This is a genomic window from Mycobacterium sp. DL99 (assembly GCF_004762045.1).
Taxonomy (GTDB): Bacteria; Actinomycetota; Actinomycetes; order Mycobacteriales; family Mycobacteriaceae; genus Mycobacterium.
In genome coordinates, this window is record NZ_SJOM01000007.1 from 6,436,563 (window position 1) to 6,448,951 (window position 12,389).

Consider the following 12,389-nt stretch of genomic DNA (forward strand, 5'->3'; position numbering starts at 1 on the left):
CCTTTCTCATTGCCTTTTTACCGTTGCCTCACAGCAGGATTCACTACTCCTGCACGATCACCGGATCACCGATGTTGACCGTGTTGAAGTACCACTCGGCGGCCGCCGGGATCAGGCTGATGCAGCCGTGGCTGGTGTTGTCCAGGCCCATCGACGGGACTGCCCACGGCGCGGAATGTACGAACAGACCCCGATGGGTGAATCGGACCGCGTAATCCACGTCCAGGAGATAGCCGTCCGGCGCATCGACGGGAATGCCGACGCTGCTCGAATCCATCTTCACCGTGCGGTCTTTCCCGAGAACTGTGTAGGTGCCGACCGGGGTCGGGTACTCGGGACGCCCGAGAGAGGCCAGCAGCACCCCCGGTTCGCCGGCGTGCGGCAGATGATGCGGTGCCGGCAGGGCGATCGGTGGGTCTTCACCCAACCCGTCGATGGTGACCGTGAAGGTGTGATCGGAGATGTCGGCAACACCGATAACGGCTGGGCCGGTTTGGAATTCCGTCCGCATCCCGCCGACCGACAGCATCACCGTGCTGTGCGCGGGCCAGAACTGTGCCGGGGTCCACGACACGACGTTGGCGTCGAGCCACTCGTAGGTGCCCGTACGCACCGGCGTCGACTTCAGCCCGAGGGCACGTTCCACCGATGACCGGTTGGTGATCGGGTTCTTGAACGTCACCACCACGGGATGGCCCACGCCGACGACAGCGCCCTGGGCCGGCGCGATCGATTCGATGGTCGACGTCAACGGCAGGCTCACCGCCGCCGTGTCAACGCTATTCGTACCGCCGGAGAAATAGGTCATGACAACCACGACCAGAACGAGAACACCCTGAACTACCGCGCGCATCAAACCGATCTCTCTGCGATGCCCCCATGATCTTGAACGATGTCATGGTATTGGCCCGCAGCTGTCCGAATGTGTAGTCACACGTAGACAATTCGGTCAAGCGTTCGTCACGTTTCGGCCACGGCAGATCGACCGGAACTTCGGGGCGTCAGTCCCCGACGAGCTCGCCGGCCGCGCTGTTCAACTTGAGGACCCGAGCGCAGGACAGCGGGGTCACCAGAGCGTTGGTGCGCAAGCCCGATGGCAGCGGCCGCTGAGATTCGACGTCGAGCGCGTCATCTTCGGCCTCAGGTCGATAGGACGACGGATGCCTGCGCTTGGCCGCGGCCAGCTCCCTGGAGTAGCGCTGCGACGAACACCAGAGCGGGTGCGTCGCCAGCTCGATGACCGTCGAGCCGGCAGCTTTTGTCGCCATTTTCACTGACCTCCGGTGGAGCTTCACGACACTTCTATTCGGTGTCTATTCAGTCCCGAGCGTGCTCGGCCAAGCTGAGACGATGCATCGAGTTGGCCGTGGACACATTAAGGATCCCTCTTAAGCAGCGTTCGCACACTGAAAGAAGCGCGACAGAGACGTATTTCACACTCATTTCACACTCGCGAATTTGACATTTTCCGCCGCCATGTTTGCTGCCCCGAGCGCTCATCCGAACTGATCGAGCGATCAAGGTCATCGCGGCCTGCGGTGCCAGCTACCGCAATCCGTCCATCGCGGCGGACCTCTGCCCGATGGGGCGGCGCCGATCGCCGCATCTTCTTAGTTTGTACGGAAACCTGCACGTAGCGCGCGGACACAAGTTAAGGAAGCGCGCCAGCGAACGCGCCGCCCTTAGCCCCGTCGATGCGGAATCGTTACCTATCACCTACCCTGTCCGGTGGCCGAGTACCCCTGCTGGAACGTCAATTTGCTCGGTGAAGGGTGGTACGGCTGTGGATGCACATGATCCGAGCGTCGGAGAACATGAGCGTCCGGCCGTGACTCTGGCGTCTCGCGCGTCGATCGAGAGCTGGCCGCTGCGGTGGAAGGTCGCGGCGACCTTGGTGTTGCCGATCCTGCTCGCGGCGACCTTCGGCGCAGCTCGCATCTACAACGAGCTGTCGGCCGCCTCGCGGTTGAACCTCGCGTCCGACAACGCGGTGATCGTCGTGCCCGCGGTGGAGCTGGTCGACCGGCTCGACGGGCTGGCCTACGCCGCGGCCGCGGGCGCACCGCTCGAGGAACCCCTCGCACAGTTCGACCAGACCGCCAAGGCCCTCGACACCCTGATCACCTCCGCCGAGTTCGACCCGGCGGCCGCCGCACAGCTGACGGCGGCGTCCTCGACCGCCAAGACGCTGCGCGACGACATCAACTCCGGACCGCTGCCCCAGCGGGTGATCGCCGAGCGCGCGTCCGACGTGGCGTCCGGCGTCGTCTCGGCTATCGCGACGACCACCGGGACGGTCGATGACCGCACCGTGCGACCGCTCGCCGACCAACTCGTGGACACGCTCACGGCGCAACGTGCATTGACGACGCAGCGGGTACTGATCGCCGCCCCCGATTTCGCCGATACGGACGAGCTTCGCACCGAGGTCGCGGACGCGGCAGGCGCGGAAGCCGCGGCTATCGACCGGCTCAGCCGGCTGACGCCCACGGACGAAGCCGCCGCGTTGTCCAAGGAGTCCGACGTCCGTCGCGACACCTACATGGATCCGTCCGGCGACAGCGTGCACGCACCCGCATTCACCGAAGCGATGCGGGCCAGCGTCGACCAGTACCGCGCGATGACGCAGCGCCTGTCCTCCGACCTCGACGGCACGCTGCACCACCGGGCCAACGTGTTGCGCTCCGACGCCCTGCGTGACACCGCGATCATCCTCGGCGCCGTGCTGGCCGCCCTCGTCTTCGCCCTCGCCGTCGGACGCTCGCTCATCCGGTCGATCGGCCGGCTGCGCCAGGGTGCGCTGCAGGTGGCGCAGGTTGAGCTGCCCGAGGAGATCGAACGCCTCAGCAAGGGCGGCGGCATGCCGGAGATCCAGACATTGCCGTTCCATACCAACGAAGAGGTCGGGCAGCTCGCGCGCGCGATCGACGACATCCACTCCCAAGCGGTCCGCCTGGCCGGCGAGCACGGGGTCCGCCTGCAGATCGGCGACATGTTCGAGACCCTGTCCCGACGAAGCCGCTCACTGGTCGAAGAGCAGCTGGCCCTCATCGAGACGCTGGAGCTCGATGAGGAGGATCCGGTCCGGCTCGATCACCTGTTCCGTCTCGACCACCTCGCGACGCGCATGCGCCGCAACGGCGACAACCTGCTCGTCCTCGCCGACACCGTGGAACGTCACCGCACGTCAGCACCCGTCGCACTGCCCGACATGCTGCGCGCCGCGATGTCCGAGGTCGAGGAGTATCGCCGGGTTCAGGTCGGGCACATGGCCGACGTCTCCATCGCCGGCTCGGCCGCAAGCGATATCGGCCACCTGATCGCCGAGCTGCTCGACAACGCCCTGCGCTACTCACCACCGGACTCGCCGGTATTGGTGACCGTCGGGCGCGCAGTCGACGCCGGCCTGCTGGTCGAGGTGGCCGACCGGGGCCTGGGCATGCCCAAGGACGATCTGACCGCCGCGAACGAGCGACTCGCGCTCGGTGGCGAGGTGACCTCCGAAACCGCCAAGCGGATGGGCCTTTTCGTGGTCGGCCGGTTGGCGCGACGCCATGAGGCCACGGTCCGGCTGCGGACCACCTCGGCGTTGACCGAGCGGCCCGGTGTGACGGCGAGTGTGCACCTGCCCGGCACGCTGGTCTCGCCCATCGGGATGGGCGAAACGCTCGACGATCTGCGAACCGGCTCGTTCTCCGAGTCTTCGCTTGCAGATCCCCGGCCGCGAGCCGCCGGAAACGCGCGGAGTGCGCACACCGGCGCTGGGGCGCTCGCCGGCATCAATGCCTCGCCGGCCCCGTCGGCGCAGCCCGAACGTGGACCGGATGCCCCGGTCCAGGCGACCACCAACGGACTGCCGAAGCGCTCGCCCGGCGCCAGCGGTGTCAACGGACATCCCGCGACCATCCCGGCCCCCGCCCCCGCCGCAGTCCCCGAAGAACCCGAACGCCCGCAGCGCGGAAATCCGCTTTCGTACTTCACGTCCGGCGGTTCCACCCAGGCCAACTCGGATCAGCCGAGTCCGGAACCAGAGCGGGCAGGCGAATCCACGTGGCGCGACGTCGAGTCCGAGAGTGCGCCGATCTTCGAGCGGATGGCCTCGGAGTGGCTGATGGATCCGACGACACCGGAATTCCGCAACCGGGTCTGGGCCAGCGCCGCCGACGCCGGCTGGGAAGCCGCGGCGAAGGCCGTCGAACAGGAACCGAAGCGGCACACCGCATCCGGGCTGCCGATCCGCGAACGCGGAGCGCGCCTGGTGCCGGATGAGGCAAGATCGGAAACCCGGGCCAGGCCCGACGGACCCAACGATCCCGCGGCCATCCGAGACATCCTGAGCCGACAGTTGGCCGGCGTACGCAGGGGCCGAGCCGAGACCGACGCAGCACACAGCCGAATCGAAGGAGATCGATGAACGCCGGCACGCAACCACATGAACGGTCCGCGGGGTCCGCTGCAGCACCGTCTGGGACCTCCGGGACCCTCGACTGGTTCGTGTCCAACTTCGTCCGCGACGTGCCGGGTGTGGCCCACGCGATCCTGGTGTCGGCCGACGGTCTGCTGATGGCGTCGAACTCCCACCTCCCGGCCGATCGTGCGGAGCAACTGGCCGCGGTCACCTCCGGTTTGGCGAGCTTGTCGGCCGGTGCCGCGAGGTTGTTCGAGGCGGGGAACGTACGCCAGTCGATCGTCGAGATGGACGACGGGTTCCTGCTGTTGATGGGCGTCGGCAACGGCTCATATCTGGCCACCCTGGCCTCGACCTCGTGTGACATCGGGCAGGTCGGGTACGAGATGGCGTTGCTGGTCGACCGGGTCGGCAAGACCGTCGAGGCGACGCCGCGCGCCACGCCCGGAGCTCGATGACCCTGAGCATGGACAGACCCGAGCAGAAGCGGTCCGCCAGTCGCGTGCGGCCGTACACCCTGACCGGTGGACGAACCCGGGCGCGGGTCGAGGTGCCGATCGAGGCTCCGGTGGAGGCCCTGCTGTCATCCGGTGAGCTCGACTGCGCGCCGGGCGACATCCCCGCCGTGATCGTCCGGTTGTGCGACACCCGGCCGTCGATCGCCGAGATCTCGGCCTATGCCGGCCTACCCATCGGGGTGACCCGGGTGCTGGTGAGCGACCTGGTGGACAGCGGCCACCTTCGTGTTCACGCGACCCTGACCGACCGCTCGACCGTTGCAGAACGGCGCCTACTGATCGAAAGGACCCTCAGTGGTTTACGCGCACTCTGACTCCGGCCCCACGGTGTCGTCGACGAAGATCGTGATTGCCGGCGGCTTCGGCGTCGGCAAGACCACGTTCGTCGGCGCCGTGTCGGAGATCGTGCCGTTGCGCACCGAGGCATTGGTCACGAACGCCTCGCAGGGCCACGACGACATCGAGGCGATCCCCGGCAAGGAAACCACCACGGTCGCCATGGATTTCGGCCGGATCACGATCGCCGACGATCTCGTGCTGTACCTGTTCGGCACACCCGGGCAACGGCGCTTCTGGTTCATGTGGGACGACCTGGTCCACGGTGCGATCGGCGCCGTGGTGCTCGTCGACACCCGCAGGCTCGAGGACAGCTTCGCGGCCGTCGACTTCTTCGAGGCCCGCAGCCTGCCGTTCCTGATCGCCATCAACGAGTTCGACGACTCCCCGACCCACAGCATCGAAGAGCTGCGCGAGGCGATGTCGGTGTCCCCCAATGTCCCGATCATCAATGTCGATGCACGGGACCGTGATTCGGCGAAGAACGCGTTGATCGCCATCACCTCGTTCGCGCTGGAACGCCTTCCGTCGACAGCCGTCTAGCTCCACCGCCCGTCAGTCTCACAGTCTCGAGGAACCCGTCATGAACCACCAAGTACATCACTTCGACATGGGCCTCTGGCTGCTGTTCCTGGCGTACATCGTCTCGGTGACCGGCTCGGTCGTCGGCCTGGCCTGCACCCGTTGTGGTGCCACCGCAACCAGTGGACGCGATCGGCTGCGCTGGCTGCTCATGGCCTCGATCGCCATTGGCGGGGTTGGCATCTGGCTCATGCACTTCATCGCGATGCTCGGCTTCGCGATCCCCAGCAGCATGGTCCGGTATCACCTGGGCTGGACGGTCGCGTCGGCCGTGATCGCGATCGTCGCGGTGTTCGTCGGGCTGATCACCATCGGCCGGGACTTCGATCTGCGCCGCCTGCTGGCCGGCGGTGTGATCACCGGCCTGGCGGTCGCGGTCATGCACTACACCGGCATGTGGGCAGTGCAGATGCAGGGCACGATGACCTACGACACCACCCTTGTCGTCCTCTCGTTCGTGATCGCCGTGGTCGCGGCCACCGCCGCGCTGTGGTTCACACTCGTCCTCGAATCACGCGGACTGCGTTTCGTCGCCGGCCTGGTGATGGGCGTCGCCGTCGTCGGCATGCACTACACCGGCATGGCCGCAGTGCGAGTGACTGTCGATCACACGATGCCGGTTCCCGCTGGGCCCGAGGTGTTCTCGTTCCTGTTCCCCGTCTTCGTGATCGGCCTGCTCGCACTCGTCGTGCCGATCACCGCCGTGATGCTGGCACCTGATCGCAACGCCGAGGAGAGCGCGGCCGAGTCACGTCCCGTGGCCGCCACGGCCGGACGGCACCGGTAAACCGGGCGCCCGCGCCGCGGCGTCAGAGGGGTCGCGCGGGAATCAGGACGCGATCAGCTCGTCGATCTGATTGATCGCCGACGAAGCACCCTCGACCACGCCCATGTCCAGCACCTGCTGAAGCGCTTCGGCGGAGGAGTAGGTGCTCACGTAGATCGCGCGCGTGCCGCCGTTGTGTTCGGCGAAGGTGTAGACGTTCTTGGACACCGGCATCTCCGGGTTCGGGTTGAAATCCTGGTCGGCGAATCCGTCGTCGAACGAGAAGCTGCTCGGCTCGTCCACGGCCGTGACCACCCAGTATCCCGCGTGCTTGTCGCCCTCCGGGCCGGTCATGAAGTAGGTGACGCGACCGCCGGGTGTGAGGCTGTGGTCGACCACGGTCGCCGGGTAGGTCGGTGGGCCCCACACCTTCTCGAGCTGACGCGGGTCGGCGTAGACCTGCCAGATGCGCTCCACCGGCGCCGCGAAATCGGCCGTGATCGTCAGCGTCAGATTGTCGAGGTCGTGTTGGACATCGGTCACGGGCATGGTTCAGTCCTCCTGGGGATCGGATGCGATCAGTTCATCGATGCGTGCGATGCGGCCACGCCAAACCTGTTCCAGCTCAGTCAACATGGACGCAACGGACCGCACTGCCTGCACGTCGCCGCTGGCCAGCTGCTCACGACCGTTGCGTCGCTTGGTGATCAGCCCGGCCTTCTCCAGCACGGCGACGTGCTTCTGCACCGCGGCGAAGCTCATGTCGTACTTCGCCGCAAGCACCGAGACCGAGTGCTCCCCCGCCAGGACCCTGCGCATGATGTCCCGCCTGGTCCGGTCGGCGAGCGCGTGGAACAGGGCGTCTGCCCGGTCCTCATCGCTCTCGGTCACAAGACCAACATACAACCAATTGGTTGTATGTTGTCAAGAGCTTCATGCCTCGGGGGTGCAGCGTGAAGCTCCTGCCGCCGGCAGGGTACGAACCGATGAACCTGTGGCACCGGACTTTTCGCTTGAGGAGCTCAGCCAACCGTGAGCCGGCAGATCGCTAACCCCAGTACGAGAAGTTGCACACCGGCTTCACCTCGGTCTTGAACGACACGAGTTTGTCGCCATCCATCATGATCGTGCAGGTCAGCGCGGCACTCCCACCGTCCGCGGCAACCTCCGATTCGAGTTTGTCGAAGACGGAGTACTGCTTCTCCCACGGAAGCGTCACGTTCGTCTCGGTCTGCTCCGTACCGCCGTTGATCCGGTAGCGGATGGTCACCGGGGCACTACCGCCGGTCACCTTCATGACCGCCGAGCCCACGGGCGCACCGGTTGGCTCGGCCGCCTTGGGAGACTCCGCCGCCCTGGGAGGCTCGGACACCGTGGCGCTCGTCGTCTTCGCCACGGGTGTACCCGCGGTCGTAGTGCATCCTGTGGCCACCGCGGCAGCCAAGACAACAACGACACTCACCCCGGCAAGACCCCTGAACCGCATACCTGAGACTACGACGCCGGGCCGTCACATTGGCCGCAAAAACCAAGACTGCCATCGCACGTTGTCATATATTGGGCCGGCGTGTGTTCGCGACGGCTGACATTCCCGTTGGCAGCGGTCCGGACACTTCCGCGGAATGTCAAGGGGGACATCGGTAATGGTGAACAGTTCGCGCTGCCCGGAGAACGCCGGCCGCATACCACTGCGGTACGGCCTGTCGGTCGTGGCCATCGGCATCGGCATCGCAGGCGCCAGTGCCCACCCGGTGGCATGGGCGGACCCCGGCACGACCGGTTCATCGACCTCATCGGGCCATACGTCGAGTCACTCGAGTACGGGAACCGGCCACGGACCCAAGAAGCCGACCGACCGGCGTGGCACACGTCCGAACCGGCCCTCGTCGCCCGCGAAGACCGACGCCTCCGACACTGCCGGCAAGACAGCTCCTGACCCGACGCCGTCGAACGATAACGTCAACTCCCCCGCCGCACAGCCGACTTCCACAGCGCCGCAGCCGGAGTCGATCGCCGACATCGTCCGCGGGAAACTCCGTAACATCAAGACGGCCGCACCCCTGCGGATCGATGGCACGCGCTTGGCCAAGTCCGACTTCACACCCCGCGTGACGGCGAAGCGCCCGGCGGCGATCGCCCCGTCAGCCGTCACCGACCGCGAGGACGTCGGCTCCGCCCTGTCGCCGGCTCCGGCGCCGGAACGCACGGCGACCCTCCCGGAAATCACTGCGGTCATCCAAGCCGCCCCGAAGGTCGCCGCGAACGAAATCCCCCTGACGGCGAAGGTCGCCGCGGTATCCAGCACCACCAAGACGACTCCGAAACCCCCGGAGCCGTTGTCGCCGATCGCCAAGATCGCCGAGTTGCCCGGCCGCATCGTCAACACGGTCCTGCAGGTGCTGGACATCACCGTGGCGGCCAACGGCCCGAAGAGCCCGATCAACTTCGCACCGATCAACGATGCGATCTTCGCGGCGTTCCGGGAGATCGAAGGACAGCTGGGACTGACCAAAACGCCTGCGGCGCAACCGGTGCCGCCGACCATGACCTACGACGGGCCCACGACAGGCAAGACCCCGACGGTGTCACAGTTCCTCAATGCCGCGACCGCCGCGTATGTATTCGGCGGCACCCCCGGCGACCTGAAACCGTTCGTGGTCAACGGCAAGCAGATGGAATCGACCAACGTGCTGTCGGGAATGTCCGCCAAAGCATGGGTGACGCCCGACGGCCAGATCATCATCGCCTACCAGGGCACCACGGGTGGCACGAACCTGCTGCACAATCCGCTGATCGCCGTCTCCCAGGTGATCGCCGATACGCAGGTGATCTTCACCGACACCACGCCGTGGGCCTTCACCGATTCGGTGGCCTTCGAGCGGGAGGTGGAGGCCGCCGCCATCGCGCAGGGCTACCGCAAGGAGGACATCTTCGTCACCGGCCACTCACTCGGTGGCTGGGAAGCCGCGTACGTGGCCCAGCAGACAGGCCTGGGCGGCGTCGGTTTCGAGAGCCCCGGTCTCAACACCACGGTGCCGGGCAACGGGGCCGACTCCGGGTTCGTCAACGTCCTCACCTACGGCGATACCGCGGCCTACTTCTCCACCGATATACCCGGGCTACAACCGTTCATGCCTGAGTACGTGCCCGGCGGCGGCAGCAAGCCGCACTACGGCTCGATCGTGATGATCGGTGATCCTGCCGCTGCGACGCCGTTGATCAACGCCGCGGCGCTGTGGGGCACCGGCCCCATCCGCAGCGTGATCTTCCTCGTCGACATGCTGGGCAACTTCCTCCAGTACCACCTGCCCGGCATCCAGGCCTACCACCTGGGTGTCACCCCGGATCCCGGCGTCGTGCCGTGGCTGGGAACCGCGGCGGGCCCGGTCAATGCCGACTACGCCGGCATGACGATTCCGGAACTGAAGAAAGCGGCCTCGGACGCGGGGACGCTGATCAGGCCCTGATCAAGCCGGAGCGGCGAGCCGCTGATCAGGCCTGAGCGGACTCTCGCTGAATCTGTTCTGCGGCTTCTTGTTTGATCCGCTCGAACTGCGCGGCCATGGCCTCGGACAGGGCGGTCGCACCCGACAGCGGCCGGACCATCACCATGAAGTCATCGATCTTGCCGTCGGCATCGTGATGCAGGAAGTCGCATCCGGTGATCTTCTTGCCGTCCACCGTGGCCTCGAAGACCAGCGCATGATCCTGGCCCGAGGCGTCGGCGATCTCCCGGACGTACCGGAAGTCCTCGAAGACCCGCATGACGGCACGCAGGATCGCTGCCGTGATCGGCTTGCCCGGATACGGCTTGAACGCCACCGGGCTGGTGAACACCACGTCGTCGGCCAACAGCGCCTCGATCGCGGCCTCGTCGCGGGCCTCCACTGCCTTCCTGAACGGATGCATATGCCACCTCCAATACCCGATTCATCAACTAGCGGCGATGCTAGGCGCGACGGCTTTCAATAGTCAATATTTTGAATAATCACTTCGCTGCTAGCATCTGCTCATGGCGTTACGCGACGCAGTCCTGGCCGCGCTGCTCGACGGCGAGGCATCCGGCTATGACCTGGCCAAAGGGTTCGACGCGTCGGTCGCCAACTTCTGGATGGCCACCCCTCAGCAGCTCTACCGCGAACTGGACCGTATGGCCGCCGACGGTCTCATCGCCGCCCGGCTCGTCGAGCAGGACCGGCGACCGAACAAGCGCCTCTACTCACTGACCGACGCGGGCCGGCAGGCATTGCTCGAGTTCACCGAGGTGCCGCCGAAGCCCGGCGCGATCCGCGAAGATCTCCTCGTTCAGGTCCAGGCGGTGGATTCCGGCAATATCGAAGCGGTCCGCGACGCGCTCACCGAACGCCGGCAATGGGCCACCGCCAAACTCGCGCGTTACCGCCGCGTGCAAGACCTCCTGCTGGCCGGGCGCACCGAAGCCGCGTACCTGGCCGAGGCCGAGCGCATCGGCCCCTATCTGACACTGCTGCGCGGAATCCGGTTCGAGGAAGAGAACCTCGACTGGGCGGACCGGGCACTGGCCGTCATCGAACAGCGACTGGCCGCGGCGGGCCGACCTCGTCGATGACGGTGTCCTGTGGCTCGGTGACCCACGCGCTGAATACCGGCACACCACGCCAGGCCTCCGGCCCGTCATAGCGGTCCGCGCAGGCCAGCACTGCGAACGGGCGGTTGAAGCGGATCTCGATCCGGCGCACCAACACCTCATGGAACCGGGGTACGGATCCGGCGACCATGCCGATCGCCGTCACCGCAGCCGCCTTGAAACCTTCTCGCGTATAGGCGGCGACGACCGACTGCCGGGCGCTGAACTCCACCGGTAGGTCCTCGGGCCGCGCGAAGCCGCGGAGCGCGCCGAACACCGGGGCCACACCGGGTGCGTTCTCGAGATCGTGGTCGCTCGTCGCCGACCAGGCCGGCAGGTACGTGCTCCACTCCGCGTGAACGTCGGGGCCTCCCACCCTGCGCTCGTGCCGCTCGGTCACCGTCCACGCATGCCCGTCAGCCAGTTCCTCGACCGGGACACGACGCGCCGCGCATCCGTCACCCCGCAGCATCGCCGCCACCTGATGCGCTGCGGTGTCCACATCGTGGGGCACCACCTCGGGCGCGGCGATCACGCTGAAGACATCGAGCGACGACGACGAGGGCGGTGCGGCCACCGCGACCAGCCCGGCGGCCTCGGTGTCGACCACCAGCTGGATTCCGTCCCGGAACGTCAATGCCGTGCTGATCTGTTCACCGAAGGGCCCGCCCAACTCATTCGTGGTGCCCAGCGGTTGCGCCCAGCCGATATCGGTGGCGAGCGCGGAAGCCAGTACCAGCCTGGTCAATTCGTTGAGCTGGAGCGGGAATTGGTCGATCAATCCGTTCGTCTGGGACCGCGCCCAGGCATCGGCCTGCGCCTGCTCCGGGACCGGTCCCCGCTCCACGACATCGGGCAGGGTGCGCGCCCATTCGTCGAACGCCGGCCCCAACTCGCGGTCCCACACCGCAGCGAGGGCAGACACCGCCGGGTGCGGCTCACTCAACAGAGCGCCGGCCCGCGCGGCGGCATCGTCGACCGTCGTACCGAGCGCCGCCTCGAGATCGCGCCGGAACTCTCCTGTGGCCGTCGGGCCGACCAACGCCAACAACAGCCACAGGCCCAGCGGCGAGGCCACTGCGTGCCCATTGAGCACCGACTGGTTGAACTGGGCGGCGTAGGCAGACACGAGCTCGGAGTTACTGAGGTCGGGCATGGCCGAACCATATCGGC

The 12,389-nt window shown here is 66.7% G+C and carries 14 protein-coding genes; 7 read left to right on the plus strand and 7 right to left on the minus strand.

Annotated elements, in window-relative coordinates; genetic code table 11:
- Window positions 1-43 precede the first annotated feature (43 nt).
- Both EYZ64_RS31310 and EYZ64_RS31315 read right to left on the minus strand, forming a co-directional pair.
- A complete protein-coding gene (locus tag EYZ64_RS31310) occupies window positions 44-853 on the minus strand; it encodes a L,D-transpeptidase (RefSeq protein WP_135459613.1) in 810 nt (269 codons plus the stop codon).
- A 148-nt stretch (window positions 854-1,001) separates the two neighbouring features.
- On the minus strand, window positions 1,002-1,268 hold the full coding sequence (locus EYZ64_RS31315; RefSeq protein WP_135459614.1) for a hypothetical protein: 267 nt from the start codon (window positions 1,266-1,268) through the stop codon (window positions 1,002-1,004).
- Window positions 1,269-1,828: 560 nt separating this feature from the next.
- On the opposite strand from EYZ64_RS31315, the gene EYZ64_RS31325 reads away from it, so the two are divergent.
- Genes EYZ64_RS31325 through EYZ64_RS31345 form a run of 5 tightly spaced genes read left to right on the plus strand, consistent with a single transcriptional unit; the run spans window position 1,829 to window position 6,631 of the window.
- Window positions 1,829-4,414 (plus strand): sensor histidine kinase, encoded by a 2,586-nt coding sequence (locus tag EYZ64_RS31325; RefSeq protein WP_210115606.1) that lies wholly within the window; start codon window positions 1,829-1,831, stop codon window positions 4,412-4,414.
- Window positions 4,411-4,866, plus strand: coding sequence for a roadblock/LC7 domain-containing protein (locus EYZ64_RS31330; protein WP_286175228.1), 456 nt, complete (start codon window positions 4,411-4,413; stop codon window positions 4,864-4,866). Before EYZ64_RS31325 ends, EYZ64_RS31330 begins: the two co-directional genes overlap by 4 nt.
- Window positions 4,863-5,240 (plus strand): DUF742 domain-containing protein, encoded by a 378-nt coding sequence (locus EYZ64_RS31335; RefSeq protein ID WP_135459617.1) that lies wholly within the window; start codon window positions 4,863-4,865, stop codon window positions 5,238-5,240. The genes EYZ64_RS31330 and EYZ64_RS31335 overlap by 4 nt, the downstream gene beginning before the upstream one ends.
- A complete protein-coding gene (locus EYZ64_RS31340) occupies window positions 5,221-5,805 on the plus strand; it encodes a GTP-binding protein (protein ID WP_210115607.1) in 585 nt (194 codons plus the stop codon). Before EYZ64_RS31335 ends, EYZ64_RS31340 begins: the two co-directional genes overlap by 20 nt.
- Window positions 5,806-5,845: 40 nt before the next feature.
- Window positions 5,846-6,631, plus strand: a complete 786-nt coding sequence (locus EYZ64_RS31345; protein ID WP_135459618.1) for an MHYT domain-containing protein — start codon at window positions 5,846-5,848, stop codon at window positions 6,629-6,631.
- 42 nt (window positions 6,632-6,673) lie between these two features.
- Here the strand turns inward: EYZ64_RS31345 and EYZ64_RS31350 are convergent, their stop codons facing one another.
- The 3 genes from EYZ64_RS31350 to EYZ64_RS31360 form a co-directional block, all read right to left on the minus strand.
- Complete coding sequence (locus EYZ64_RS31350; RefSeq protein WP_135459619.1) at window positions 6,674-7,159, minus strand: SRPBCC family protein; 486 nt, start codon at window positions 7,157-7,159, stop codon at window positions 6,674-6,676.
- 3 nt (window positions 7,160-7,162) lie between these two features.
- Window positions 7,163-7,501, minus strand: a complete 339-nt coding sequence (locus EYZ64_RS31355) for an ArsR/SmtB family transcription factor (RefSeq protein ID WP_210115608.1) — start codon at window positions 7,499-7,501, stop codon at window positions 7,163-7,165.
- Window positions 7,502-7,658: 157 nt separating this feature from the next.
- Window positions 7,659-8,006, minus strand: a complete 348-nt coding sequence (locus tag EYZ64_RS31360; protein ID WP_135459621.1) for a hypothetical protein — start codon at window positions 8,004-8,006, stop codon at window positions 7,659-7,661.
- 247 nt (window positions 8,007-8,253) lie between these two features.
- Between EYZ64_RS31360 and EYZ64_RS31365 the strand changes: the two genes are divergently transcribed.
- Window positions 8,254-10,077, plus strand: coding sequence for a hypothetical protein (locus tag EYZ64_RS31365; protein WP_135459622.1), 1,824 nt, complete (start codon window positions 8,254-8,256; stop codon window positions 10,075-10,077).
- A 25-nt stretch (window positions 10,078-10,102) separates the two neighbouring features.
- On the opposite strand, the gene EYZ64_RS31370 is transcribed toward EYZ64_RS31365, so the two are convergent.
- Complete coding sequence (locus EYZ64_RS31370; RefSeq protein ID WP_135459623.1) at window positions 10,103-10,519, minus strand: nuclear transport factor 2 family protein; 417 nt, start codon at window positions 10,517-10,519, stop codon at window positions 10,103-10,105.
- 103 nt (window positions 10,520-10,622) lie between these two features.
- On the opposite strand from EYZ64_RS31370, the gene EYZ64_RS31375 reads away from it, so the two are divergent.
- Window positions 10,623-11,198, plus strand: a complete 576-nt coding sequence (locus EYZ64_RS31375) for a PadR family transcriptional regulator (RefSeq protein WP_135459624.1) — start codon at window positions 10,623-10,625, stop codon at window positions 11,196-11,198.
- Here the strand turns inward: EYZ64_RS31375 and EYZ64_RS31380 are convergent.
- On the minus strand, window positions 11,155-12,372 hold the full coding sequence (locus tag EYZ64_RS31380; protein WP_135459625.1) for a serpin family protein: 1,218 nt from the start codon (window positions 12,370-12,372) through the stop codon (window positions 11,155-11,157). The genes EYZ64_RS31375 and EYZ64_RS31380 overlap by 44 nt on opposite strands.
- Window positions 12,373-12,389 lie beyond the last annotated feature (17 nt).